17 protein-coding genes are annotated in these 23,126 nt (G+C 60.1%); 8 read left to right on the top strand and 9 right to left on the bottom strand.

Features of this window, described 5'->3' with window-relative positions; all coding sequences use genetic code 11:
* Window positions 1-127: 127 nt before the first annotated feature.
* The 9 genes from ABIA48_RS10795 to ABIA48_RS10755 all read right to left on the bottom strand — a co-directional run bounded on the left by ABIA48_RS10795 (window position 128) and on the right by ABIA48_RS10755 (window position 12,096).
* Entirely contained in the window at window positions 128-1,108 is a 981-nt protein-coding gene (locus ABIA48_RS10795) for a peptide ABC transporter ATP-binding protein (RefSeq protein ID WP_429488542.1), read from the bottom strand.
* Window positions 1,108-2,076 (bottom strand): ABC transporter ATP-binding protein, encoded by a 969-nt coding sequence (locus ABIA48_RS10790; protein ID WP_310057566.1) that lies wholly within the window; start codon window positions 2,074-2,076, stop codon window positions 1,108-1,110. Before ABIA48_RS10790 ends, ABIA48_RS10795 begins: the two co-directional genes overlap by 1 nt.
* A 10-nt stretch (window positions 2,077-2,086) precedes the next feature.
* Entirely contained in the window at window positions 2,087-2,998 is a 912-nt protein-coding gene (locus tag ABIA48_RS10785; RefSeq protein ID WP_429488540.1) for an ABC transporter permease subunit, read from the bottom strand.
* Window positions 2,999-3,008: 10 nt separating this feature from the next.
* Window positions 3,009-4,019 (bottom strand): ABC transporter permease subunit, encoded by a 1,011-nt coding sequence (locus tag ABIA48_RS10780; RefSeq protein WP_007981479.1) that lies wholly within the window; start codon window positions 4,017-4,019, stop codon window positions 3,009-3,011.
* Window positions 4,020-4,093: 74 nt separating this feature from the next.
* Window positions 4,094-5,689: an ABC transporter substrate-binding protein gene (locus tag ABIA48_RS10775; RefSeq protein WP_429488537.1), complete on the bottom strand. Its 1,596-nt coding sequence runs from the start codon at window positions 5,687-5,689 to the stop codon at window positions 4,094-4,096.
* A gap of 78 nt (window positions 5,690-5,767) precedes the next feature.
* Window positions 5,768-7,201 carry an OprD family porin gene (locus ABIA48_RS10770; protein WP_429488536.1) on the bottom strand — a complete coding sequence of 478 codons (1,434 nt, stop codon included), beginning with the start codon at window positions 7,199-7,201 and terminating at the stop codon, window positions 5,768-5,770.
* A 174-nt stretch (window positions 7,202-7,375) separates the two neighbouring features.
* Window positions 7,376-8,977: an ABC transporter substrate-binding protein gene (locus ABIA48_RS10765; protein ID WP_204929180.1), complete on the bottom strand. Its 1,602-nt coding sequence runs from the start codon at window positions 8,975-8,977 to the stop codon at window positions 7,376-7,378.
* 303 nt (window positions 8,978-9,280) lie between these two features.
* Window positions 9,281-10,906 carry an ABC transporter substrate-binding protein gene (locus tag ABIA48_RS10760; RefSeq protein WP_429488533.1) on the bottom strand — a complete coding sequence of 542 codons (1,626 nt, stop codon included), beginning with the start codon at window positions 10,904-10,906 and terminating at the stop codon, window positions 9,281-9,283.
* A gap of 473 nt (window positions 10,907-11,379) precedes the next feature.
* The gene (locus ABIA48_RS10755) at window positions 11,380-12,096 is read right to left on the bottom strand and encodes an SIMPL domain-containing protein (protein WP_429488531.1); all 717 of its coding nucleotides are present in this window, start codon (window positions 12,094-12,096) and stop codon (window positions 11,380-11,382) included.
* Window positions 12,097-12,458: 362 nt separating this feature from the next.
* On the opposite strand from ABIA48_RS10755, the gene ABIA48_RS10750 reads away from it, so the two are divergent.
* From ABIA48_RS10750 to garD, 8 genes are all read left to right on the top strand, one after another.
* Complete coding sequence (locus ABIA48_RS10750) at window positions 12,459-13,721, top strand: ATP-binding protein (RefSeq protein WP_310057545.1); 1,263 nt, start codon at window positions 12,459-12,461, stop codon at window positions 13,719-13,721.
* Complete coding sequence (locus tag ABIA48_RS10745) at window positions 13,714-14,274, top strand: response regulator transcription factor (RefSeq protein ID WP_429488528.1); 561 nt, start codon at window positions 13,714-13,716, stop codon at window positions 14,272-14,274. Before ABIA48_RS10750 ends, ABIA48_RS10745 begins: the two co-directional genes overlap by 8 nt.
* Before the next feature lie 97 nt (window positions 14,275-14,371).
* Entirely contained in the window at window positions 14,372-16,099 is a 1,728-nt protein-coding gene (locus ABIA48_RS10740; RefSeq protein ID WP_429488526.1) for an ABC transporter ATP-binding protein/permease, read from the top strand.
* A gap of 193 nt (window positions 16,100-16,292) precedes the next feature.
* On the top strand, window positions 16,293-17,042 hold the full coding sequence (locus ABIA48_RS10735) for a FadR/GntR family transcriptional regulator (RefSeq protein ID WP_177318948.1): 750 nt from the start codon (window positions 16,293-16,295) through the stop codon (window positions 17,040-17,042).
* 433 nt (window positions 17,043-17,475) lie between these two features.
* The gene (gene kdgD / locus ABIA48_RS10730) at window positions 17,476-18,387 is read left to right on the top strand and encodes a 5-dehydro-4-deoxyglucarate dehydratase (RefSeq protein ID WP_007981458.1); all 912 of its coding nucleotides are present in this window, start codon (window positions 17,476-17,478) and stop codon (window positions 18,385-18,387) included.
* A 60-nt stretch (window positions 18,388-18,447) separates the two neighbouring features.
* Window positions 18,448-19,893 carry an aldehyde dehydrogenase family protein gene (locus ABIA48_RS10725; RefSeq protein WP_429488524.1) on the top strand — a complete coding sequence of 482 codons (1,446 nt, stop codon included), beginning with the start codon at window positions 18,448-18,450 and terminating at the stop codon, window positions 19,891-19,893.
* A 167-nt stretch (window positions 19,894-20,060) separates the two neighbouring features.
* Window positions 20,061-21,443, top strand: coding sequence for an MFS transporter (locus ABIA48_RS10720; protein WP_429488522.1), 1,383 nt, complete (start codon window positions 20,061-20,063; stop codon window positions 21,441-21,443).
* Between the two features lie 11 nt (window positions 21,444-21,454).
* Window positions 21,455-23,008, top strand: a complete 1,554-nt coding sequence (gene garD / locus ABIA48_RS10715; RefSeq protein ID WP_429488520.1) for a galactarate dehydratase — start codon at window positions 21,455-21,457, stop codon at window positions 23,006-23,008.
* The last annotated feature ends 118 nt before the right edge of the window (window positions 23,009-23,126 follow it).

The following is a 23,126-nucleotide window of genomic DNA, read 5'->3' as shown; positions in this document are numbered from 1 at the left end:
ATCGAAGTAGAAGGGGCTTGGTTAACTCTTTACCTGTGGGAGCGGGCTTGCTCGCGAAAGCGGTCTGTCAGTCGACGTTGATGTTGACTGCAATGACGCCTTCGCGAGCAAGCCCGCTTCCACATTTTTATGCCGCGCCGTCGAGGAATTGCTCGGCGTAGTGGCAGGCCACCTGGCGGTTGTCGAGCAGGCGCAGGGCCGGCTCTTCAGTGCTGCAACGCTCGGTGGCGTACGGGCAGCGCTTGTGGAAGGCGCAGCCGGATGGCGGGTTCAGCGGGTTGGGCAATTCGCCGACGATCTTGATTTTCGGCTTGTCCGGATCCGGGTGAATGGCCGGCGTCGCCGACAGCAGCGCCTGGGTGTAGGGGTGCAGGGGACGGGAGTAGATGTCCTCTTTCGTGCCCATTTCCACCGGGCGACCGAGATACATCACCATCACATGGTCGGCAACGTGGCGTACCACTGCCAGGTTGTGGGAGATGAACACGTAGGCGGTGTTGAACTCTTGCTGCAAATCCATGAACAGGTTGAGCACCTGCGCCTGAATCGATACGTCCAGCGCCGAGGTCGGTTCGTCCGCCACCAGCACTTTCGGTTGCAGCATCATCGCCCGGGCCAGGGCGATCCGCTGGCGCTGGCCACCGGAGAACATGTGCGGATAACGCTGGTAGTGCTCGGGACGCAAGCCCACCTGCTTCATCATCGCCTGGACTTTCTCGCGACGTTCCGCGGCGCTCAGGTTGGTGTTGATCAATAATGGTTCTGCAAGCTGATCACCGACTTTCTGCCGAGGGTTCAACGAGGCGTACGGGCTCTGGAACACCATCTGCACGTCTTTGCGCAGTTGCTTGCGCTGGGCCTTGTTGGCACCGGCGACTTCCTGCCCGGCAATTTTCAAGGAGCCGGAGGACGGCTCTTCGATCAGGGTCAGGGCACGGGCCAGGGTGGATTTGCCGCAGCCCGACTCGCCGACGACCGCGAGGGTCTTGCCGGCTTCCAGTTCGAACGACACACCGTTGAGGGCGCGCACGGTGGCGTGGCCCTTGAACAGGCCTCGGGACACCTCGTAGTGACGGGTCAGGTCGCGGGCGGTAAGAACGACGGCCATTACGCCACCTCCTGGTTCAGCGGGTAGAAGCAGCGAGCGAGGCTGTTGCTTTTCTGGTCAAGGGCCGGACGTTGCTGGCGGCAGTTGTCTTTCACGTACGGGCAGCGCGGCGACAGCAGGCAGCCCTGCGGACGGTCGTAGCGACCGGGAACGATGCCCGGCAGGGTCGACAGGCGCGAGGCACCCAGGCTGTGTTCCGGAATCGCCTTGAGCAGTGCTTCGCTGTACGGGTGCGCCGGAATGTCGAACAGTTGCGGCACCTGGCCCACTTCGACCGCTTGGCCGGCGTACATCACGCACACGCGCTGGGCGGTTTCGGCCACGACGGCGAGGTCGTGGGTGATCAGCACCAGGCCCATGTTCCGCTCTTTCTGCAACGCCAGCAGCAGGTCCATGATCTGCGCCTGAATGGTCACGTCGAGCGCCGTGGTTGGTTCGTCGGCGATCAGCAGTTTCGGTTCGCCGGCAATCGCCATGGCAATCGCGACACGCTGGCTCATGCCGCCGGACAGTTGATGCGGGTAGGCGTCCATACGGCTGGCGGCACCCGGGATTTCAACTTTTTCCAGCAGTTCGATGGCGCGCTTGCGGGCAGCCTTGCCGGACATTTTCAGGTGCAGGCGCAGCACTTCTTCAATCTGGAAACCCACGGTGTAGCTCGGGTTCAGCGCGGTCATCGGATCCTGGAAGACCATGGACAGGTCTTTCCCGACGATCTGTCGACGCTGGCGATTGTTGAGCTTGAGCATGTTCTTGCCGTCGAAATTCAGGGCGTCAGCGGTGACGATCCCCGGATGCTCGATCAGGCCCATCAGCGCCATCATGGTCACGGACTTGCCGGAACCCGATTCGCCAACGATGGCCAGCACTTCGCCTTTGTCCACTGTCAGGTCGAGGCCGTCGACTACTGGCGTGGCGTTTTTGTCGCCGAAACGAACGTTGAGATTCTTGATTTCTAGCAGTGACATGGGAATCTCCTCAGGCGGCGTTCTTGAGTTTCGGGTCCAGCGCGTCGCGCAGGCCGTCACCCATCAAGTTGATTGCCAGCACGCTGAGCAAAATGGTCAAGCCAGGCAGGCTCACGACCCACCAGGCGCGTTCGATGTAGTCGCGGGCCGAAGCCAGCATGGTGCCCCACTCAGGGGTTGGCGGTTGTACGCCAAGGCCGAGGAAGCCCAGTGCCGCGGCATCGAGGATCGCCGAAGAGAAGCTCAGGGTGGCCTGAACGATCAGCGGCGCCATGCAGTTAGGTAGCACGGTAACGAACATCAGGCGTGGCAGGCCGGCACCGGCCAGACGTGCAGCGGTCACGTAGTCGCGGTTCAGCTCGCCCATCACCGCAGCGCGGGTCAGGCGAACATAGGACGGCAGGGACACCACGGCGATGGCGATCACGGTGTTGATCAGGCCAGGGCCGAGGATGGCGACAATCGCCACGGCCAGCAGCAGGGACGGCAGGGCCAGCATGATGTCCATCAGACGCATGATGGTTGGGCCGAGCACGCGCGGGAAGAACCCGGCGAACAGACCCAGCAGGATGCCCGGAATCAGCGACATGACCACCGACGACAAGCCGATCATCAAGGACAGGCGCGAACCGTGGATCAGACGCGACAGCAGGTCGCGACCGAGTTCATCGGTCCCCAGCAGGAACTGGAGATGCCCGCTTTCCAGCCAGGCCGGCGGGGTCAGCAGGAAGTCGCGGTACTGCTCGCTCGGGTTATGCGGCGCGACCCATGGGGCGAAGATTGCGCAGAAAATCACCAGCAGCATGAACATCAGGCCGGCAACGGCACCTTTGTTCTTGGAGAACGCTTGCCAGAATTCTTTGTACGGAGACGGGTACAGCAGGCTTTGATCGACTGCTACCGATGGAATTGGAGTGGTCATGGTCATGATCTCAGCGCTGATGACGGATGCGTGGGTTGGCAAAGCCGTAGAGGATGTCCACTACGAAGTTGACCACAATCACCAGGCAGGCGATTAACAGGATGCCGTTTTGCACGACGGGATAGTCCCGGGCGCCAATGGCTTCGATCAGCCATTTGCCGATGCCGGGCCAGGAGAAAATGGTTTCGGTCAGGACCGCGCCGGCCAGCAGGGTGCCGACTTGCAGGCCGACCACCGTCAGTACCGGAATCAGTGCGTTACGCAGGCCGTGGACGAACACCACGCGTGCCGGCGACAGGCCTTTGGCCTTGGCGGTGCGGATGTAGTCTTCACGCAGCACTTCGAGCATCGAGGAGCGGGTCATCCGCGCAATCACTGCCAGCGGAATGGTGCCGAGCACGATGGCCGGCAGGATCAGATGGTGCAGGGCGTCGAAGAAGGCGTCCGGCTCATCGGCCAGCAGCGTGTCGATCAGCATGAAGCCGGTGCGCGGCTCAATGTCGTAGAGCAGGTCGATCCGCCCGGAAACCGGGGTCCATCCCAGGCTCACCGAGAAGAACATGATCAGGATCAGGCCCCACCAGAAGATCGGCATCGAGTATCCCGCGAGAGAGACACCCATCACCCCATGGTCGAACAGGGACCCTCGCTTGAGTGCCGCGATCACTCCGGCCAAGAGGCCCAGGACACCGGCGAACAACAGCGCGGCCGAGGACAATTCCAGGGTCGCGGGGAACAGGGAGGTGAATTCCGACCAGACGCTTTCACGGGTTCGCAGGGATTCACCGAGATCGCCGTGGGCCAGTTTGCCGATGTAATCCAGGTACTGGGCATACAGGGGTTTGTTCAGACCTAGGCGTTCCATTGCCTGAGCGTGCATTTCCGGGTCGACTCTGCGTTCGCCCATCATGACTTCCACGGGGTCGCCAGGGATCATGCGAATCAACGCGAATGTCAGCAAGGTGATGCCGAAAAACGTGGGGATCAGTAACCCCAGTCGGCGGGCAATAAAACTAAACATCGTAAGGTGTACCTCATCAGCCGGTTAGGCGTGCCCGGCATGCCTGGGGTCAGGCATGCCGGGAGTTTTCTTATCTACTTCACCTGGGTGGTGGCGAAGTTATTCGTGGTGAGGGGGCTAATGTGATAGCCCTCTACGTTGTTGCGCATTGCGGTGAACATTCTCGTGTGTGCGAGGCTGATCCATGGCTGGTCTTGGTTAAAAATAACCTGGGCCTGTTCGTAGAGCGCTGCACGCTCGGCCGGATCGGTTTTTTCCCGGGCCTGGTCGATCAGCGTCTGGAACTTGTCATTGCACCAACGGGCGTAGTTTTCTCCGTTCTTGGCCGCTTCACAACTGAGCATAGGCGTCAGGAAGTTATCCGGGTCGCCGTTATCGCCCGCCCATCCGGCGGAAACCATGTCGTGCTCGCCGTTTTTGGCGCGTTTGAGCATTTCGCCCCATTCCATCACGCGGATGTCGATCTTGATCCCGACCTTGGCCAGGTCGGCTTGCATCATCTGTGCGCCGAGCATCGGGTTCGGGTTGGTGGCACCACCGCCGTTACGGGTGAACAGGGTGAATACCGTGCCTTCCGGTACGCCGGCTTCCTTGAGCAGGGCGCGGGCCTTGTCCAGGTCGCGGGGCGGGTTCTTCAGGTCGTGGTTGTAGCCCAGCAGAGTGTCCGGGAACGGGTTGACCGCCGCGGTCGCATTGCCTTTGCCAAACAGCGCGTTGACGGCTGCTTCCTTGTCGAAGGCGATGTCGATGGCTTTACGCACACGCACGTCGCTCAGGTATTTGTGAGTGGTGTTGATGGCGATGTACGCAACGGTCATCGCGTTCAGTTCGTCGACTTTGAGCTTGGTGTCTTTCCTGATGCTCTGGATGTCGTCCGGTTTCGGGTACAGCGCGACCTGGCATTCGTTGGCCTTGAGCTTCTGCAGGCGCACGTTGTTGTCGGTGGCGATGGCGAAGATCAATGAGTCAGCCGGTGCCTTGCCACGGAAGTAGTCCGGGTTGGCCTTGAAACGAACCTGGGCATCCTTGTTGTAGCGCTGGAAGACGAACGGACCGGTGCCGACCGGCTTGTTGTTCAGATCGCCGGTCTTGCCCGCCTTGAGCAACTGGTCGGCGTATTCGGCGGAGTAGATCGAAGAAAACGCCATGGCGATATCGGCCAGGAACGGCGCTTCGCGGCGGGTCAGGGTGAACTTGACCGTGTTGTCGTCGACTTTCTCGACACTCTTGAGCAGCTCCTTGAAGCCCATGCTTTCAAAGTACGGGAAGCCCACGCTCGACAGCTTGTGCCATGGGTGGTTCGGGTCCAGCTGACGCTGGAAGCTCCAGACCACGTCGTCGGCATTCATGTCGCGGGTCGGCTTGAAGTATTCGGTGGTGTGGAACTTGACGCCTTTACGCAGATGGAACGTGTAGCTCAGGCCGTCTTCGCTGATGTCCCAGGATTCGGCCAGCGCCGGAATCACTTCGGTGGTGCCGGGCTTGAAGTCCGCCAGGCGATTGAAGATGGTTTCGGCCACCGCATCGGCTGTGACTGCAGTCGTGTACTGGACCATGTCGAAGCCTTCGGGGCTGTTTTCGGTGCAAACCACCAAGGGTTTGGCCGAAACGCCGACAGCGACACTGAGCAACGCGGCCGCGATGGCCGCACGTAGGGGAAGCATTTTCATCAAGAACCCTCTGCAATCAGTTAATGGACAAAAGTCGAACGGCCGATTCGTCACTGAATCAGCCGTCCGGCAGGTGCGTTACAGGATGTTGAACGGAACCGTGGTCACGAGACGGAACTCGTTGATGCTGCCGTCAGCCTGGTTTTCGCTGGCACGGTGAGCGGTGTAGGTGCCGCGGATCGTGGTGGCCTTGAGTGGGCCGCTCTGCACGGCGTAGGTCGCGCCGATGCCGTATTCGTAATGGTGTTCGCCATCTTGCGACTGGATACCGTCGTAGCCTTTGCCAGCCACACCCTGGTTGCCGGTGTAGTGAGTACCGTCGATACCCCAGCCACGAGCCTGGTAGATGTTGAACTTCAGGCCAGGCACGCCGTATTCGGCCATGTTCAGACCGTAGGCAACCTGGAACGATTTTTCGTTCGGGCCGTTGAAGTCCGACAGCAGGGAGTTGGCCAGGTAGATGCCGTTGGTTTCGTGCAGGTAGTCGAAGTACTCGTTACCGTTCACTTCCTGGTACGAGAAGGTCAGGGTGTGCGCCTGGTGGGTCAGGCCGAACGACAGGGAGTAGGTGTCGTTGTCGATGTCGCCGATCAGGGCTTTACCGGTTTCCTTGGTTTTGTAGTAGTTCAGGCCGGTGGTCAGGCTCAGTACCTGGCTGTCGCCCAGAACGTGAGAGGCGCCGAAGTAGTACTGGTTCCAGATGTCTTCAGCCTGGGTCGCCCAGAGGCTGGTGGTCAGGCTGGCAAGCGGGTTGTAGGTGATACCGCCGGTGTAGACGTGGTCGGTTTCGACGATGCCGTTGGCGTATTCAGTGCGGAATTTGCGCTGGCTTTCTTCGGTACGCGGCGAGTTGCGGTCGAAGGTGGCCAGGTCGAAGGCCAGGTTGTTCAGCTCTTCGCTGTGGATAGCCAAACCTTCGAAGCTCGAAGGCAATGCACGGTTACCGATCACGTCGACCATCGGGCTGCTGAAGTTCATGCGGCCGGCGGTCAGGGTGGTGTTGGAGACACGGGCCTTGACGTTGGCCAGGCCCATTTTGCTCCACTGGCCTTGAGCGTCGCCGCCCTCTTTGGTCAGGGTCCGGTTGTTGCCCGCGCCTGGACGAGAGCCCGGTGCGCCACCGTTGTTGGACGCCAGGTCTTTGCGGTCCCGGTCCAGGGCAATGGCGTTGTAGGCGGCGACTTCAGTGCTGAAGCCAACAGTGCCTTCGGTGAAACCCGAGTTGTACTTGAGGATGGTGCCCTGGACCCAGTTGATCCGGCGATCGGTCGGGGTCGAAACGCCGTCCTTCTTGTAGGCGAATTTGGCGCCGCGTTGCAGTTGCTCGTTGGCGTACCAGTTACGCGTGGTGCCAGTGATCGACTGGCCTTCGACAAAGCCGGTGGCTTCGCTTTGGGCGCTTTTCTCGTTCACGGTAACCGGGGTGAAAGCCTGGCTTTGGGTTTCTGCGTAAGCCGTGGCGGTTACGCTGCTGATGGCCAGGGCCAATAACGCGGTGCTGCTCAGTTTCATGGGTAAAGCTCCTTACTTTCTTTTTTTATACCGGTCTTTTTTTTGTGATCCGGCTATTGGTTTAGAACTCATACACGGCATCGCAAACGTTTGCTGTCAGCCAAATTGGCAAAAAACGGCAAAGCATCTGCGTGAGGGTGGAAAATCCGCCCTCTGGCATTTCTGGCTAATCGGTTATTTTTCTATGCTGACACCCGAGAAAACATTGCGACCGAACGGGCTCACCTTGAACCCTTCGATTTTGGCGCTCAGCGGCTGGTTGACCGTTGAGTGGGCGACCGGCGTGATTGGCACCTGCTGCTTGAGCAACTGCTGCGCCTGTTTGTAGAGCAGGGTGCGCTGGTCACGGTCGGTGACGACCTTGGCCTGCTTGATCAGCTTGTCGTAAGCCGGATCACACCACATCGAGTAGTTGTTACCGCCAATGGCATCGCAGCTGTATAGCGTGCCCAGCCAGTTGTCCGGATCACCATTGTCACCGGTCCAGCCGATCAGGCTGATGTCGTGCTCGCCGTTCTTGGTGCGTTTGATGTACTCGCCCCACTCATAGCTGACAATCTTGACCTTGAGACCGATCTTCGCCCAGTCAGCCTGGAGCATCTCGGCCATCAACTTGGCGTTGGGGTTGTACGGACGCTGGACCGGCATGGCCCAGAGGGTGATTTCGGTGCCTTCCTTGACGCCGGCAGCCTTGAGCAGTTCCTTGGCTTTTTCCGGGTTGTAGGCAGCGTCCCTGATGGTGTCGTCGTAGGACCATTGGGTCGGCGGCATGGCGTTGACCGCCAGTTGCCCGGCGCCCTGGTAAACGGCATTGAGAATGCCTTGCTTGTTCACCGCCATGTCCAGCGCCTGACGCACTTCGAGCTGGTCGAACGGCTTGTGGCGCACGTTGTAGGCGATGTAGCCGAGGTTGAAGCCAGGCTTCTCGATCAGTTGCAGCGCCGGGTCGTTCTTCAGCGCGGTCACGTCGGCAGGGCGCGGGTGCAGGGTGATCTGGCACTCGCCGGCCTTGAGTTTCTGCACGCGCACCGAAGCGTCGGTGTTGATGGCGAAAATCAGGTTGTCGAGCTTGACCCGGCTCGGGTCCCAGTAATGCTTGTTGCCGGTGTAGCGGATGTTCGAGTCTTTCTGGTAACTCTTGAACACGAACGGCCCGGTGCCGATCGGCTTCTGGTTGATGTCGCTCGGCTTGCCTTCGGCCAGCAGTTTGTCGGCGTACTCGGCCGACAGGATGGCGGCGAAGCTCATGGCGATGTTCTGGATGAACGCGGCGTCCACGCTGTTGAGCGTAAAGACCACGGTCAGCGGCCCGGTCTTTTCGACCTTGGCGATGTTCTTGTTCAGGCTCATGCCGTTGAAATACGGAAATTCTGTCGGATAAGCCTTACGGAAAGGTTGTTGCGGATCGAGCATGCGATTGAACGTGAACAGCACGTCGTCGGCATTGAAATCGCGGGTCGGCGTGAAGTATTTGGTGGTATGAAACTTCACCCCTTCGCGCAGGTGAAAGGTGTATTTGAGGCCGTCCTCGGAAATATCCCAGCTCGTGGCCAGGCCCGGTACGACGTTGGTCGCGCCTTTTTCAAACTCTGCCAGTCGGTTGTACAGCGGCTCGGCGGCGTCGTTATCGGTCGCAGTGGTGTACTGCGCCGTGTCGAAACCGGCGGGGCTGCCCTCGGAGCAGAACACCAGGCTGTTGTTGGCGGCCTGGCTGATGGAAGTGGCGGCCAACAGGCCGGTGCCCAGCAGTGCGGATAAAACCAAGGTATGGCGCATAACGCTTCCTTTTCTCTCAAAGTGTTGTCAATGAGCCGCCGTCCCGTCCGCGGACGTAGAGGCATCACTGATTTCAAGCCATGCACGCAGCAGTAACCGATGACCCACGCGTGCACTGGTCGGATCCCGACGGTATGAGCCACGGGTCCGGCAGTAAATGCGTAGAGTCCTAAAGACTCGTAGGAAATGGCAACGCGTCCTTACCCGATGCTGTAGTCAGCTGCGGATTTGGATGTAGGCGAATTCCTGCTTTCTCGGTAGATAGAGCAACGGCAACGTCAGAAACGTCGCCGTTGCAAAACCTTATTTGCTGACGCTGACGCCGTAGAAGGAGTTCAAGCCAAATGGGCTGATCTTGAAGTCCTGCACGTTGGCGCGCATGGGTTGGAACACCGTCGAGTGAGCGATAGGTGTCATTGGTACAGCATCTTTGAGGAGGTGTTGCGCCTGCTTGTACAGTTCGGTGCGCTTGTCCTGGTCCGAGGTGCGCTTGGCTTGCTTGACGGTGTCGTCAAACTTCTTGTCGCACCACTTGGAGAAGTTGTTGCCTTCCAGCGAGTCGCAACCGAACAGCACGTTCAGCCAGTTGTCCGGATCACCATTGTCGCCGCTCCAGCCAATCAGCATCGCCTGGTTTTCGCCGCCTTTGGAGCGCTTGATGTACTCGCCCCACTCGTAGCTCTGGATCTTGACCTTGAGGCCGATCTTGGACCAGTCGGACTGCAGCATTTCTGCCATCAGTTTGGCGTTCGGGTTGTATGGACGTTGTACCGGCATCGCCCAGAGAACGATTTCGGTACCTTCCTTGACGCCAGCTTCCTTGAGCAGCTCTTTGGCTTTCTCAGGGTTGTACGGCGCATCCTTGATGGTGGTGTCGTAGGACCACTGGGTCGGCGGCATGGCGTTGACGGCCAGTTGGCCGGCGCCCTGGTACACGGAGTCGATGATCTGTTGCTTGTTGACCGCCATGTCCAGCGCCTGGCGAACTTTCAGCTCGGCCAGCGGGTTGGCGTCCGTTTGGCCCTTGACCTTGGGCATCACGTTGTAGGCGATGTAACCCAGGTTGAAACCGGCCTGGTCAGGCAGTTTCAGGTCCTTGTCTTCTTTCAGCGCCTTCAGGTCGGCCGGACGAGGGAACAGGGTGACCTGGCACTCGTTTTTCTTCAGCTTCTGGATACGTACCGACGGGTCGGTGGTGATGGCGAAGATCAGGTTGTCGATCTTCACGTCATCAGGCTTCCAGTAGTCCTTGTTCCCGGTGTAGCGGATGTTGGAGTCTTTCTGGTAGCTCTTGAACACGAACGGACCAGTGCCAACCGGCTTCTGGTTGATGTCGGCGGCCTTGCCTTCCTTGAGCAGCTGGGCAGCGTACTCGGCGGACTGGATCGAGGCGAAGCTCATGGCCATGTTCTGGATGAACGCGGCATCGACGTCTTTGAGGGTGAACTTGACAGTGTGGTCGTCGACTTTATCGATCTTGGTGATGTTGGTATCCATCCCCATGTCGGTGAAGTACGGGAATTCGGTCGGGTACGCTTTGCGGAACGGGTCATCCTTGTTAATCATGCGATTAAAGGTGAACAGCACGTCGTCGGCGTTGAACTCACGAGTCGGCTTGAAATACGGGGTGGTGTGGAACTTGACGCCTTCACGCAGGTGGAAGGTGTAGCTCAGGCCGTCATCGGAGATGTCCCACTTGGTCGCCAGCCCTGGAATAACGGCGGTGCCGCCGCGCTCGAACTGGGTGAGGCGGTTGAACATGGTTTCAGCAGAGGCGTCGAAGTCGGTTCCGGTGGTGTATTGACCTGGATCGAAACCGGCCGGGCTCCCTTCGGAGCAGAACACCAGGTTAGTCGCTGCTTGGGCGAACGGTGCGCTGGCTAGCAAGCTTGCGCCAACTAAAAACGGAATGACCGCTTGTTTAAGCATGGTGGCCTCATGATTTGTTGTCATTTTTGGAATTAGAGGACGACCTCGTGAGTCGTGCCTGCGGATACTTATGCAGGGGCCATACCCAATGCAAGATCCAGAGTGACTACAAGCCTTAAACGGTGGTACGAACGTACCTTAATGTCGCATTTGTATAAATTCTGCCGCATTTAACCGTTTGCGCGGTATTTTTACGGTGCAAACGAGGCACTTTTACGGTGCGCCCTTGGCGCTGGATGCTCCCCATCAGGGCGGGGTGTTACTTATTTATACCCCCGTTTTGTGGGGTGGGTATGGCGTGAATAAGAGTGGTTATTGTTGCACCGATGGTGGCCAATCGATCTCAGTTGCACCCAGTGCAACTGCCGGCTTTTCTCGGCGGACTCTCCAGTTATAGCTCATGCCTGAAAACTGCCCGAAAAAAAACGGCGATCATGTGAGTGATCGCCGTTTTTTGTGGACGGGCTATCGAATCAAGGCATCAGCACTTCAATCGAACCATCCGCGGTCATGCTGACCTGGCTGGTGCCGGCTTCGACATCCGGTGTCACCGGTGCGGCGTCCATGGCGGCGGCTTTCATCATCATCGGCGCGCGCAGGTAAGGCTGTGGATAACCGTTGCTGTTGAGGTTCAGGTTGACGATTTTATAGCCCTTGCCGCCGAGGGCATCGGTGGCCAGTTGCGCGCGGGCCTTGAAGGCGCTCACGGCTTCCTTGAGCAGTGCATCCTCGCTGGCCTTGCGGGTCGGGGTGGCGATGGCGAAGTCCATGCCGCCCATTTTCAGGTCGGTGAGCAGTTCGCCGGTCAGCTTCGACAATGCGGCGAAATCCGGGCTTTCTAGGCGCAATTCGGCACGCTCGCGCCAGCCGGTGATTTTCTGGCCCTTGGTGTCGTAGATCGGATAGCTGTTGCGACTGCCCTGGCGCAGGGTGATGTCCTTGACTTGCTTGGCCCGGGCCAGTGCCTTGTTCATGGAGGTGCTGACGTCGGCGGCGAGTTTGGCCGGGTCGCTGTTCTGTTCTTCGGTGTAGAGGGTCACGATCATCAGGTCGCGGGCCACTTCCTGACTGACTTCGGCGCGCAGGGAAATCTGGTTGTAATGAAGCTCGTCGGCGGCCAGGGCCGGGAGGCTGGCGACGGTGCCAACGCTCAGGGCGAGGAGGGCGGCGCTGCGGCGGAATGTGTGCATGAAGGCTCCTTGAAAGGTGCGCAGGGGTATGGTCCGGGCCTGCGTGAAACCATCAGACTCTAGCTTTAATGCTCTGGTTCGCACAGTTACAACTTCTATACAGATCAACACGATTCCCTGTAGCAGCTGCCGAAGGCTGCGTTCGGCTGCGAAGCAGTCGTCAATCAGGCTCCGCGTTTATACAAAGACATCATGCACGCAGGTTTTACGACTGCTTCGCAGCCGAACGCAGGCTTCGCCAGCTGCTACAAGGGATGTGTGCCGGCCAATAGGCTGTGGCCGTTTGCCGCACTTTTGCCTGTCAGCCCCCGCGCTTGGTTATACTCCCTGCGATCCGCCTGGAGCGCTCATCAGGAGAGCTCATGCTCGCCCCCGTTCAAATCACTTCCGCCACTCGCCAGAACCTCTGGCGGCTGACATTCATCCGCACGTTGGTGCTGGCCGCCCAGGCCGGTTCCGTGGGCCTGGCCTACTGGCTCGAATTGTTGCCGCTGCCCTGGTTTCAACTGGCCGCGACCCTCGGTTGCTCGATGCTGTTGTGTGTGTTCACGGCGATCCGCCTGCGCACCTCGTGGCCGGTGACCGAGCTCGAATACGCCGTGCAATTGGCCTGCGACCTGTTTATCCACAGTGCGCTGCTGTATTTCTCCGGTGGCTCGACCAACCCCTTTGTTTCGTACTACCTGGTGCCGCTGACCATTGCTGCGGTGACGTTGCCATGGCGTTATTCGGTGATCCTGTCGGGTATCGCGCTGACGATGTACACGTTGTTGCTGGCACAGTTCTATCCATTGCAAACCTTCCCGATCGCCCGGGAAAACCTGCAGGTGTACGGGATGTGGCTGAGCTTCGCTCTCGCCGCTGCAGTGATCACGTTCTTCGCTGCGCGCATGGCTGAAGAGCTGCGCCGTCAGGAAGAACTGCGCGCCATTCGTCGCGAAGAAGGCCTGCGTGATCAGCAATTGCTGGCCGTCGCCACCCAGGCTGCCGGTGCGGCCCATGAGCTGGGCACGCCGCTGGCGACCATGAGCGTGTTGCTCAAGGAAATGCGCCAGGATCACCATGACCCGATGTTGCAGGATGACCTGAGCGTGCTGCAGGATCAGGTCAAGCTGTGCAAACAGACCTTGCAACAGCTCGTTCGGGCGGCGGAGGCCAATCGCCGCCTGGCGGTGGAGATGCAGGACGTCACCGACTGGCTCGATGAAGCCCTCAATCGCTGGCACCTGATGCGTCCGGAAGCCAGTTATCGCTTCCAGCGCCTCGGCCAGGGCGCGGTACCGCGCATGGCGCCGCCGCCAGACTTGACCCAGGCGTTGCTGAATCTGCTGAACAACGCCGCCGATGCCTGCCCCGAGGGGTTGCAAGTGACACTGGACTGGGACGCCGAGAACCTGACCATCAGCATTCGTGACCATGGCGCCGGTGTGCCGCTGGCCATCGCCGAACAAATCGGCAAACCGTTTTTTACCACCAAGGGCAAAGGCTTCGGCCTGGGCCTGTTTTTGAGCAAGGCCAGCGTGACACGCGCCGGCGGCTCAGTGAAACTCTACAGTCATGAGGAAGGCGGCACGCTCACCGAGCTGCGCCTGCCCCGTGTCGCCCGAGGAGACGAACATGAGTGAAGAGACCCAAGTCGAAGGCGAAGAACTGCCGCATTTGCTGCTGGTCGATGACGACGCCACGTTCACCCGCGTCATGGCCCGTGCCATGGCCCGCCGCGGTTTTCGCGTAAGCACTGCCAGCTCCGCCGAGGAAGGCCTGGAACTGGCCAAGGCCGATCTGCCGGATTATGCCGCCCTGGACCTGAAGATGGACGGCGATTCGGGCCTGGTGCTGCTGCCAAAATTGCTGGAAATGGATCCGGAAATGCGCGTGGTGATTCTCACCGGTTATTCGAGCATTGCCACCGCCGTCGAGGCGATCAAGCGCGGTGCCTGCAACTACCTGTGCAAACCGGCGGACGCCGACGACGTGTTGGCGGCGTTGCTGTCCGAACACGCCGACCTCGACAGCCTGGTGCCGGAAAACCCGATGTCTGTGGACCGCCTGCAGTGGGAGCACATCCAGCGCGTGCTGACCGAGCATGAAGGCAACATCTCCGCCACTGCCCGGGCCCTGGGCATGCACCGTCGCACCCTGCAGCGCAAACTGCAGAAGCGCCCCGTTCGCCGCTGAACCTGCGCTGAACGTATGCGAGCCGCATCTCGCGACAAACCGGACCGATCATCTATGATCGGTTCGTGCGTGTTCTTTTCTTTATCGAGCCTTATCCATGAATCAGAACGCTGAGTATTCCGCGGTCAACGACGCCGTGCGCGGGCAATTTTTTCGCAAAGTGTGGGCGATGATCACGCCTTACTGGCGCAGTGAAGAGAAGGTCAAGGCCTGGACGCTGCTGATCGCAGTGATTGCGCTGTCGCTGATCAGCGTGGGGATCTCGGTGTGGTTCAACACCTGGTACAAGGATTTCTACAACGCCCTGCAAAAGAAGGATGAAGCCGCGTTCTGGCAGCTGATCCTGTACTTCTGCGCGATTGCCGCGGTGGCGATTGTCGGCGCGGTATACCGCCTCTATCTGACGCAGATGTTGACGATCCGCTGGCGGGCCTGGCTCACCGAAAAGCATTTCACCCGCTGGCTGGGTGACAAAAACTACTACCAGCTGGAACAGGGTGGTTACACGGATAACCCGGACCAGCGGATTTCCGAAGACCTCAACAACTTCACCTCCAACACCCTTGAGCTGGGTATCGGGCTGCTGCGCAATATCGTCAGCCTGGTGTCGTTCTCGATCATTCTGTGGGGCGTGTCGGGCAGTATCGAAGTGTTCGGCATCACCATTCCCGGCTACATGTTCTGGTGCGTGCTGGTTTACGCCGTGGTGGGCAGTTGGCTGACGCATTTGATCGGTCGTCGCCTGATCGGTCTGAACAATCAACAACAACGCTTCGAAGCCGACCTGCGTTTCTCCATGGTGCGGATTCGCGAGAATGCCGAAAGCATCGCGTTGTACAACGGCGAGCCGAACGAAAATCGTCGGTTGAGCGGCCGCTTCGGGATGGTCTGGCACAACTTCTGGGACATCATGAAGGTGTCCAAGCGCCTGACTTTCTTCACCGCCGGTTACAGTCAGGCCGCCATCATCTTCCCCTTCATGGTTGCCGCGCCGCGTTACCTCTCCGGCAAGATCGAACTGGGCGAGCTGATGCAAATCAGCTCGGCATTCGGCAATGTGCAGGAAAGCTTCAGCTGGTTTATCAGTGCGTACCAGAGCCTCGCTTCCTGGCGCGCCACCTGCGATCGTCTGCTGAGCTTCCATCAGGCCATGCGTGACAACGAAGTGCGTGCGCCGGCCATCGACGTACAGAGTTCGGGCTCAATTCTGAAGGTGCACAACCTCGGCCTCGACCTGGCTGAAGGTCGCCACCTGCTGACCAACGCCGACATGACCGTGGAGGAGGGCGAGCGTGTGATGCTCAGCGGTCGTTCCGGCAGCGGCAAGTCGACCTTGCTGCGGGCGATGGGACACCTGTGGCCGACTGGCCACGGCAGTATTCGCCTGCCATCGGCGCGCTACCTGTTCCTGCCGCAAAAACCGTATCTGCCGATTGGCACCCTGCGTGATGTCCTCAGTTATCCACAGCCCGGCGATACCTATCCGAACGAGCGCTACGTGCAGGTGCTGGAAACCTGCCGCTTGCCGCACCTGATTGCCCGTCTCGACGAAGCCAACCACTGGCAACGCATGTTGTCGCCGGGTGAACAGCAGCGCCTGGCCTTTGCCCGTGCGCTGCTTTATGCGCCGCAATGGCTGTACATGGACGAAGCGACTTCGGCGATGGACGAAGAGGACGAGGCCTCGCTGTATCAGGCGCTGATCGATGAATTGCCGGGGCTGAGCATTGTCAGCGTCGGCCATCGCAGCAGCCTCAAGCGCTTCCATCCGCGGCACATCCGTATCGAGAATGGCCATCTGGTGGACCAGACCGTGACCGCCTGAGCACCACAAATCTCCTTGTGGGAGCGGGCTTGCTCGCGAAGGCAGTGTGTCAGACACCCTCATGCCGAATGTCAGACCGCTTTCGCGAGCAAGCCCGCTCCCACAGGGCGTGGTGGTCACCTTGACGGTGATCGTACAACTGCGTTGCGCTATGATGCGGTTTCAGCCGAATTTTTCGAGACAGATGTTCACCATGGAAAACCCGATCGACACACCACGCCTCCCACGCAAGCGCCGCAGCCTCGCTCAGGAACTGGTGACGGTGCTGTCCGAGCAGATCCGTGACGGCCATCTCAAGCGCGGCGACAAGTTGCCCACCGAGTCGGCCATCATGGATGCCCATGGCGTCAGCCGCACGGTGGTGCGCGAAGCGATTTCCCGCCTGCAGGCGGCCGGCCAGGTGGAAACCCGCCACGGCATCGGCACCTTCGTGCTCGACACGCCGAGCCCGAGCGGTTTTCGCATCGACCCGGCGACGGTCGTGACCTTGCGTGATGTGCTGGCCATCCTGGAACTGCGCATCAGCCTGGAAGTGGAATCCGCCGGCCTCGCTGCGCAACGCCGCAGTCCCGAGCAACTTGGCCTGATGCGCGCGGCGCTGGATGCGCTGAATGAAAGCGTGTCCCACGCCAGCGATGCCGTGGCCTCGGACTTCCAGTTCCATCTGCAGATTGCCCTGGCCACCGGCAACCGCTACTTCACCGACATCATGACCCACCTGGGCACCAGCATCATTCCACGTACCCGCCTGAACTCCGCGAGGCTGGCCCATGACGATCAGCAGCACTACATGAATCGCCTGAGCCGTGAGCACGAAGAGATCTACGACGCGATTGCCCGCCAGGATTCCGATGCCGCTCGGGCCGCCATGCGTTTGCACCTGACCAACAGCCGCGAACGGTTGCGTCATGCCCATGAAGAGGCTGAGGCACAGCGGGGCTGAGTGTTCTGATTCCAATCCGGTATTGGCTGGCGGATTGCCTTCGCGAGCAAGCCCGCTCCCACATTTGATCAGTGTCGAACACAAAATTTGTGTACACCGAAAATCCAATGTGGGAGCGGGCTTGCTCGCGAAGGGGCCGTAAGCCATCCCGCCAAACCCTCAGTCAGTTCCCCATTTACTTATCCCTATCCCAATCTTCCGACAACGTACCTCTAGAGCGCCGCGTTAATGTCTGCGCTCGCTACGCTCGCTTTCGTGTACATCGAGCCTGAAGTCCCTGAACCGAGCCTTCTATGCGCTCCTGTCGAACAATTTTCACCCCCGGCGATGAAATGCAGTTGACGGTTGTATTTTAAGTTGTACGATGACCTACAACTTCGGCGCAAGCTGAACGGTTATCTCACACTACGTCGCTATCCAGGGTGTTCGAATAATGAATCCACAAGAACTGAAGTCCATCCTCTCTGCCGGTCTGCTGTCTTTCCCGGTCACCGATTTCAATGCTCAGGGCGACTTCAATCGTGCGGGCTACATCAAGCGTCTCGAATGGCTGGCCCCATACGGCGCCTCGGCGCTGTTCGCCGCGGGTGGTACCGGTGAGTTCTTCTCCCTGGCGGCCAGTGAATATTCGGAAATCATCAAGACCGCCGTCGACACCTGCGCCACCAGCGTGCCGATCCTGGCGGGCGTGGGCGGTTCCACTCGCCAGGCCATCGAATACGCACAGGAAGCCGAGCGTCTGGGCGCCAAGGGCTTGCTGCTGCTGCCGCACTACTTGACCGAAGCCAGCCAGGACGGTGTTGCCGCCCACGTTGAAGCCGTGTGCAAATCGGTCAACATCGGCGTGGTGGTCTACAACCGCAACGTCTGCCGCCTGACCGCGCCACTGCTGGAACGTCTGGCCGAGCGCTGCCCGAACCTGATCGGCTACAAGGATGGCCTGGGTGATATCGAGTTGATGGTGTCGATCCGGCGCCGCCTCGGTGATCGCTTCAGTTACCTGGGTGGCTTGCCGACCGCCGAAGTCTACGCCGCGGCTTACAAGGCGCTGGGCGTGCCGGTCTACTCCTCGGCGGTGTTCAACTTCATCCCGAAAACCGCGATGGACTTCTACCACGCCATCGCTCGCGAAGATCACGCCACCGTCGGCAAGATCATCGACGACTTCTTCCTGCCGTACCTGGACATCCGTAACCGCAAGGCCGGTTACGCCGTGAGCATCGTCAAGGCCGGGGCAAAAATTGCCGGCTACGACGCAGGTCCTGTGCGTGCACCGCTGACCGATCTGACCGGCGAAGAGTACGAAATGCTCGCCGCGCTGATCGACAAGCAAGGTGCTCAGTAACATCCGACAAAACCAGGGCCGCTGAGCGATCAGCGGCTTTTTGCGTGAGGAGAACATCTCGTGGCAGATGCAAAGCGTTTCGATAACTACATCAATGGCGAATGGGTTGCGGCCAGCGATTACTCGACCAACATCAATCCGTCCGAGCTGAGCGACGCCGTCGGCGACTACGCGAAGGCTGATCTGGCCCAGGTCCACGCTGCCATCGAAGCTGCCCGTGCGGCGTTCCCGGCGTGGTCCACTTCCGGCATCCAGGCGCGCCACGATTCCCTGGATAAAGTCGGCACTGAAATCCTCGCCCGTCGCGAAGAGCTCGGCACCCTGCTGGCCCGGGAAGAGGGCAAGACCCTGCCGGAAGCCATCGGCGAAGTGACCCGCGCCGGCAACATCTTCAAGTTCTTCGCCGGTGAATGCCTGCGCCTGTCCGGCGACTATCTGCCGTCGGTGCGTCCGGGCGTCAACGTTGAAGTGACTCGCGAAGCCCTGGGCGTGGTCGGTCTGATCACTCCGTGGAACTTCCCGATTGCCATTCCGGCGTGGAAAATCGCCCCGGCCCTGGCCTACGGCAACTGCGTCGTGCTCAAGCCTGCTGACCTGGTTCCGGGTTGCGCCTGGGCGCTGGCCGAAATCATCTCCCGTGCCGGTTTCCCGGCCGGCGTGTTCAACCTGGTGATGGGCAGCGGTCGTGTGGTTGGCGAAGCGCTGGTCAACAGCCCGAAAGTCGACGGCATCAGCTTCACCGGTTCCGTGGGCGTGGGGCGTCAGATCGCTGTGAACTGCGTGTCTCGTCAGGCCAAGGTCCAGCTGGAAATGGGCGGCAAGAACCCGCAGATCATTCTCGACGACGCCGACCTCAAGCAAGCGGTCGAGCTGTCGGTGCAGAGCGCGTTCTACTCCACCGGCCAGCGTTGCACGGCTTCGAGCCGCTTTATCGTCACCGCCGGCATTCACGACCGGTTCGTCGAAGCCATGGCCGAGCGCATGAAGTCGATCAAGGTCGGCCACGCGTTGAAGGCTGGCACCGATATCGGTCCGGTGGTCTCGCAAGCGCAACTTGAACAGGACATGAAGTACATCGACATCGGCCAGTCCGAAGGTGCGCGGCTGGTCAGCGGCGGTGGCCTGGTGACCTGCGATACCGAAGGCTACTTCCTCGCGCCGACCCTGTTTGCCGACAGCACAGCGGCGATGCGCATCAGCCGCGAAGAGATCTTCGGCCCGGTGGCCAACGTGGTCCGCGTGGCTGATTACGAAGCTGCGCTGGCCATGGCCAACGACACCGAGTTCGGGTTGTCGGCGGGCATTGCCACCACCTCGCTGAAGTACGCCAACCACTTCAAACGCCACTCCCAGGCCGGGATGGTGATGGTCAACCTGCCGACCGCCGGTGTGGATTACCACGTTCCGTTCGGTGGGCGTAAAGGTTCATCCTATGGATCACGTGAGCAAGGCCGCTATGCGCAAGAGTTCTACACCGTGGTGAAAACCAGCTACATCGGTTCGTAAACGCAACACCCCGTGTGGGAGCGAGCCTGCTCGCGATGGTCTTGAGGACGCGGCGGAAAACCTGATGCCCCGCGTCATCGTTACCCTCCATCGCGAGCAGGCTCGCTCCCACAGGGAAAAACCAAAGATTCACCCCGCATAAAAATAATCAGTGGGAGTACATCTACATGCAAACGACCCAGAAGCCGACTCACGTCCGCTATTTGATCCTGCTCATGCTTTTCCTGGTGACCACGATCAACTACGCCGACCGCGCTACCATCGCAATTGCCGGCTCCAGCCTGCAAAAAGACCTCGGCATCGACGCCGTTACCCTCGGCTACATCTTCTCCGCATTCGGTTGGGCCTACGTGGCCGGGCAAATCCCCGGTGGCTGGTTGCTTGACCGCTTTGGCTCGAAAAAAGTCTACGCATTGAGCATCTTCACCTGGTCGCTGTTTACCGTGCTGCAGGGCTATGTCGGTGAGTTCGGCATGTCCACGGCGGTGGTGGCGTTGTTCATGTTGCGCTTCCTGGTGGGGCTGGCCGAAGCGCCGTCTTTCCCCGGTAACGCCCGCATCGTGGCGGCCTGGTTCCCGACGGCTGAACGCGGCACCGCGTCGGCGATTTTCAACTCGGCGCAATACTTTGCCACCGTGCTCTTCGCACCGCTGATGGGCTGGATCGTCTTCACGTTCGGCTGGCAGCACGTGTTTATCGTCATGGGCGTGATCGGTATCGTGTTCTCGCTGATCTGGCTGAAGGTTATCCACAGCCCGCGCCAACATCCGCTGATCAATGAGGGCGAGTTCAAGCACATCGCCGACAACGGCGGCATGGTCGACATGGACCAGGACAAGGCCAAGGGCCAGGAACCCGGCAAGCGCGTCGAAGGCCCGAAATGGGACTACGTCCGCCAGTTGCTGACCAACCGCATGATGCTCGGCGTGTACCTGAGCCAGTACTGCATCAACGCCATCACTTATTTCTTCCTGACCTGGTTCCCGGTGTACCTGGTGCAGGAGCGCGGCATGACCATCCTCAAGGCCGGTTTCATTGCCTCGTTGCCGGCGATCTGCGGTTTCATCGGCGGTGTGCTCGGCGGGGTGATTTCCGACTACCTGCTGCGCAAGGGCCACTCCCTGACCTTCGCCCGCAAGGCGCCGATCATTGCCGGTCTTTTGGTTTCCAGCAGCATCGTTGCCTGCAACTATGTCGACGTCGAATGGATGGTCGTAGGCTTCATGGCCCTGGCGTTCTTCGGCAAAGGCGTGGGCGCGCTGGGCTGGGCGGTGGTGTCCGACACTTCGCCGAAGCAGATCGCCGGTTTGAGTGGCGGCCTGTTCAACATGTTCGGCAACATTGCCTCGATCACCACGCCGATCGTTATCGGCTACATCATCAGCTCCACTGGCTCGTTCAAATGGGCGCTGGTGTTCGTCGGCTGCAACGCGCTGGTGGCGGTGTTCAGCTACCTGGTGATCGTCGGTCCGATCAAGCGTGTGGTGCTCAAAGAGCCACCTGTGGGCGGTGCTGAAACCAACAACAAATTGTCTCAAGCGCATTCCTGAGGAGCGGCGTCATGCAGTTGATTGAACATTCCGACTCGCCGCGCTACATCCGCCTGCACGAGCGGGATAACGTAGTGGTCGTGGTCAACGATCAGGGCGTACCGGCCGGCACCGAGTTTGCGGACGGCCTGGTCACCGTGGACTTTGTGCCGCAGAGCCACAAGGTCACCCTGGAAGACATTCCGGAAGGTGGCCAGGTGATTCGTTACGGCCAGGTTATTGGCTACGCCTTGCAGCCGATCCCTCGTGGCAGCTGGGTCAAGGAAGATCAACTGCGCATGCCGACTGCGCCGCCGCTGGACAGCCTGCCGCTGTCCACCGACGTGCCGGCCGCGCAAGCACCGCTGGAAGGCTTCACCTTCGAGGGTTATCGCAACGCCGACGGCACCGTCGGCACGCGCAACATTCTGGGCATCACCACCACCGTGCAATGCGTGACCGGCGTGCTCGATCATGCGGTCAAGCGCATCAAGGCCGAGTTGCTGCCCAAGTACCCGCACGTCGATGATGTGGTGGCGCTGACCCACAGTTATGGCTGCGGCGTAGCCATCACCGCCACCGACGCGTACATCCCGATCCGCACCGTGCGCAACCTGGCGCGCAACCCGAACCTGGGCGGCGAAGCCCTGGTGATCAGCCTGGGCTGCGAGAAATTGCAGGCCGGGCAGGTGATGCACGAGAACGACAGCTCGGTGGATCTCAGCGAGCCATGGCTGTACCGCTTGCAGGATTCCAGCCATGGCTTCACCGAGATGATCGAGCAGATCATGGAACTGGCCGAGACGCGCTTGAAGAAGCTCGATCAACGCCGCCGGGAAACCGTGCCGGCGTCCGAGCTGATCCTCGGCATGCAATGCGGCGGCAGTGATGCGTTCTCCGGCATCACCGCCAACCCGGCGCTCGGTTATGCCTCGGACCTGTTGCTGCGGGCGGGTGCGACGGTGATGTTTTCCGAAGTCACCGAAGTGCGCGATGCGATCTACCTGCTGACTTCACGGGCGCAAACCGAGGAAGTCGCCCAGGAACTGGTGCGGGAAATGGACTGGTACGATCGTTATCTGGCCAAGGGCGAAGCGGATCGCAGCGCCAACACCACGCCGGGCAACAAGAAGGGCGGGTTGTCGAACATTGTCGAGAAATCCTTGGGTTCGATCGTCAAGTCCGGCAGCAGCGCAATCAACGGCGTGCTCGGCCCAGGCGAGCGTTTCAAGCGCAAAGGTCTGATCTTCTGCGCGACCCCGGCCAGCGACTTTGTCTGCGGCACGTTGCAGCTGGCGGCGGGTATGAACCTGCACGTGTTCACCACCGGTCGCGGCACGCCTTACGGGTTGGCCATGGCGCCGGTCGTCAAAGTGTCGACCCGGACCGAACTGGCACAGCGCTGGCCGGACCTGATCGACATCGACGCCGGGCGCATTGCCACTGGCCGCGCATCAATCGAGGAACTGGGCTGGGAGCTGTTCCACTACTACCTGGACGTGGCCAGCGGCAAGAAACAGACGTGGGCCGAGCAGCACAAGCTGCACAACGACATCACCCTGTTCAACCCGGCGCCGATTACTTAAGACCGAGTCGCCTGCTTCGCGAGCAAGCCCGCTCCCACATTGGATTTTTGGCGTACACAGATATTGTGTTTGACGCTGATTAAATGTGGGAGCGGGCTTGCTTGCGAAGGCGATCCAG

It is taken from the genome of Pseudomonas sp. S30_BP2TU TE3576, assembly GCF_050436025.1.
In the GTDB taxonomy this organism is placed as follows: Bacteria; Pseudomonadota; Gammaproteobacteria; order Pseudomonadales; family Pseudomonadaceae; genus Aquipseudomonas.
Note: the sequence above shows the minus strand (reverse complement) of the source record. Positions and strands in the feature narration are given on the sequence as shown.

What these genes read in the sequence shown, in the direction of transcription:
- ABIA48_RS10795 (WP_429488542.1), bottom strand. Translation starts at nt 1,108, where the DNA reads ATGGCCGTCGTTCTTACCGCCCGCGACCTGACCCGTCACTACGAGGTG.
- ABIA48_RS10790 (WP_310057566.1), bottom strand. Translation starts at nt 2,076, where the DNA reads ATGTCACTGCTAGAAATCAAGAATCTCAACGTTCGTTTCGGCGACAAA.
- ABIA48_RS10785 (WP_429488540.1), bottom strand. Translation starts at nt 2,998, where the DNA reads ATGACCACTCCAATTCCATCGGTAGCAGTCGATCAAAGCCTGCTGTAC.
- ABIA48_RS10780 (WP_007981479.1), bottom strand. Translation starts at nt 4,019, where the DNA reads ATGTTTAGTTTTATTGCCCGCCGACTGGGGTTACTGATCCCCACGTTT.
- ABIA48_RS10775 (WP_429488537.1), bottom strand. Translation starts at nt 5,689, where the DNA reads ATGAAAATGCTTCCCCTACGTGCGGCCATCGCGGCCGCGTTGCTCAGT.
- ABIA48_RS10770 (WP_429488536.1), bottom strand. Translation starts at nt 7,201, where the DNA reads ATGAAACTGAGCAGCACCGCGTTATTGGCCCTGGCCATCAGCAGCGTA.
- ABIA48_RS10765 (WP_204929180.1), bottom strand. Translation starts at nt 8,977, where the DNA reads ATGCGCCATACCTTGGTTTTATCCGCACTGCTGGGCACCGGCCTGTTG.
- ABIA48_RS10760 (WP_429488533.1), bottom strand. Translation starts at nt 10,906, where the DNA reads ATGCTTAAACAAGCGGTCATTCCGTTTTTAGTTGGCGCAAGCTTGCTA.
- ABIA48_RS10755 (WP_429488531.1), bottom strand. Translation starts at nt 12,096, where the DNA reads ATGCACACATTCCGCCGCAGCGCCGCCCTCCTCGCCCTGAGCGTTGGC.
- ABIA48_RS10750 (WP_310057545.1), top strand. Translation starts at nt 12,459, where the DNA reads ATGCTCGCCCCCGTTCAAATCACTTCCGCCACTCGCCAGAACCTCTGG.
- ABIA48_RS10745 (WP_429488528.1), top strand. Translation starts at nt 13,714, where the DNA reads ATGAGTGAAGAGACCCAAGTCGAAGGCGAAGAACTGCCGCATTTGCTG.
- ABIA48_RS10740 (WP_429488526.1), top strand. Translation starts at nt 14,372, where the DNA reads ATGAATCAGAACGCTGAGTATTCCGCGGTCAACGACGCCGTGCGCGGG.
- ABIA48_RS10735 (WP_177318948.1), top strand. Translation starts at nt 16,293, where the DNA reads ATGGAAAACCCGATCGACACACCACGCCTCCCACGCAAGCGCCGCAGC.
- kdgD (WP_007981458.1), top strand. Translation starts at nt 17,476, where the DNA reads ATGAATCCACAAGAACTGAAGTCCATCCTCTCTGCCGGTCTGCTGTCT.
- ABIA48_RS10720 (WP_429488522.1), top strand. Translation starts at nt 20,061, where the DNA reads ATGCAAACGACCCAGAAGCCGACTCACGTCCGCTATTTGATCCTGCTC.
- garD (WP_429488520.1), top strand. Translation starts at nt 21,455, where the DNA reads ATGCAGTTGATTGAACATTCCGACTCGCCGCGCTACATCCGCCTGCAC.